Source organism: Hymenobacter terricola, assembly GCF_017921975.2.
In the GTDB taxonomy this organism is placed as follows: domain Bacteria; phylum Bacteroidota; class Bacteroidia; order Cytophagales; family Hymenobacteraceae; genus Hymenobacter; species Hymenobacter terricola.
In genome coordinates this window covers 1-1,936 of record NZ_JAGEMO020000181.1, presented here as the reverse complement: position 1 = coordinate 1,936, position 1,936 = coordinate 1, and the positions used below count along the sequence as shown (strand labels likewise).

Here is a 1,936-nt window from a genome sequence, read left to right as displayed (position 1 = left end):
CCGAGAGTTTTATAAAATGGATGGTCTGCCGAGACTTGATTACTCAAACGACCGGGTGAATGGCCTCTTACACCAGCTAATAAAATATCGTGAGCATCATCCTGATATGGACTTGCGAAAGGCTTGTGATGTCGTTATAGACTATATGCAAAGACGTGAACTGTCCAAACTGACTAAATCAGGATCAGCAGACGAGATAAACCAAATTCGTTTGGCCATCGCTACACGAACGGGATGGGACTATCAGACCGTGTTAGAGAAAGCGGAAGAGATTCACAGACTAATCAAAGATAAAGAGATATGGTAGACGATACTCTGAATGTTAGACGATGTCGTATGTGCAAAGAGTTGTGGAGCGAGCCAATTGGTGGCTTCGTGTATTGCCCGTACCTCAATCAAAAGGTTTGGGCTGATTCTTTAATGTGTGGCCATGGTGAAGATTTGCTCGATGCTTTCTAGTTCCTGGCTCGATTTTCTGCCTGGGAACTGCGGTACAGTAATACCGCAGTGGAATTCCAATGCCTTTACCAACATCAACACACCCGAAATGCCGATAGATAAAGGCTTTCACCTCGCGCGTGCGCCGACGGAATGCGCGCCCACGCCCGCAGGCGGGCGCGTGCGTGCTCGTACGAGGGCAGAATGGTACCGCCACGGCCTTTATTTGATTCAGGTGGACAACTATACCACCCCGATACTGAAAGAGGCTCTTACGATTAATTCTGAACTTTACTTGATATATGGTTTGAAATTACTTAATCGAGATTTATAAATCAAAACCCAAATGGAAAATTGCAATGTTCAAATAGAAACAACTGATAAGGTTAAACAAGCCGTCCGATTCATTAAGGCGATAGCTTCACAACATAACTGTGCACTCGCTTTTTCAGGTGGCAAAGATTCGGTGATCCTAAACTTTCTTGCTAAAGAGGCGGGCGTAAAAGTCGACTTGTACTATAACAACACAACTATAGACCCTCCTGGCACCATTTCTTTTTGCAAAAAACAAGGTTGCAAGATTGTTAGAGGTAGAGTCTCTTTCCTTGAACTAGTTGAAAAGCGAGGTTTTCCAACGATGTTTCGGAGATTTTGCTGCAAAGAACTGAAAGAAAAATACTACGCTGATTATGTTTTCTTTGGTATTCGGAAAGGCGAATCAATCAAGCGGAATAATTGCTATTCTGATTTTGACGATATATACTATTACACAAAGAAAGTGTTCACGAATAGATTTTTTCCTTTACTCTTGTTTACAGATGATGATGAACGTGAATTAGTGCAGGAACACTCGATTGAAATGCACCCACTCTACTATGATGAATGTGGACAGTTCGACGTTACTAAACGGTTAGGTTGTATCGGGTGCCCTTTGAAAAGCGATAGAGGTAGAGGGGACTTTTACCACTATCCGAAATTACTCAAACAAATTTTAAGGAGGGGCATCATCTTTCACATGAAACACAACCGTACTGCAGATGATGCTGCACTGAATCTTGTGCACAACCTTTTCTATAGTAACCACGGATATGAAAAGTTCAGGCAGACATTTTGCGGGCTATTCCCTAATAATCCATGGGCGATCCTCTCCAAACATTTTAACATAAACCGCGAAGATGTTTTATCGCTTTTACCTAAACCCGACACCTAAAAAGGCTCTTGCGGGTAATTCTGATTCCTGATGGATATATGGAATATCTAAAGCGAGTCGAGATTTGCAATTGGATTGATGGATGATTTATAAACAAACAAAACGATTGAAAATGAAAGTAACTGATTACAATGTCGTACGGGCGGCAGCAACAACCAGGTTAGAAAAAGACACCAGTCTTATCCTCGATTATTTGACGATAGACGAGGCAGCGCAGTGCATGACCATGATCTATCTTTGCTCTGATTTGATGGATGCGATAACGATGAGCTACACGGGAAACATTTC

General features: G+C 42.3%; 4 protein-coding genes. All 4 read left to right on the top strand.

Annotation, left to right across the window (positions count from 1 at the left end):
- A partial coding sequence (locus J4G38_RS28160) for a hypothetical protein (protein WP_226164122.1) occupies positions 1-307 on the top strand: 307 nt, incomplete at its 5' end.
- 123 nt (positions 308-430) lie between these two features.
- Positions 431-772 carry a hypothetical protein gene (locus tag J4G38_RS28155; RefSeq protein WP_210522242.1) on the top strand — a complete coding sequence of 114 codons (342 nt, stop codon included), beginning with the start codon at positions 431-433 and terminating at the stop codon, positions 770-772.
- A 12-nt stretch (positions 773-784) separates the two neighbouring features.
- The gene (locus J4G38_RS28150; RefSeq protein WP_226164120.1) at positions 785-1,648 is read left to right on the top strand and encodes a phosphoadenosine phosphosulfate reductase family protein; all 864 of its coding nucleotides are present in this window, start codon (positions 785-787) and stop codon (positions 1,646-1,648) included.
- Between the two features lie 82 nt (positions 1,649-1,730).
- Positions 1,731-1,936 (top strand): hypothetical protein (locus tag J4G38_RS28145; RefSeq protein ID WP_226164118.1); only part of this gene is annotated, 206 nt, incomplete at its 3' end.

Coding starts and splice junctions, on each gene's coding strand:
- J4G38_RS28150 (WP_226164120.1), top strand. CDS start 785: ATGGAAAATTGCAATGTTCAAATAGAAACAACTGATAAGGTTAAACAA.
- J4G38_RS28155 (WP_210522242.1), top strand. CDS start 431: ATGGTGAAGATTTGCTCGATGCTTTCTAGTTCCTGGCTCGATTTTCTG.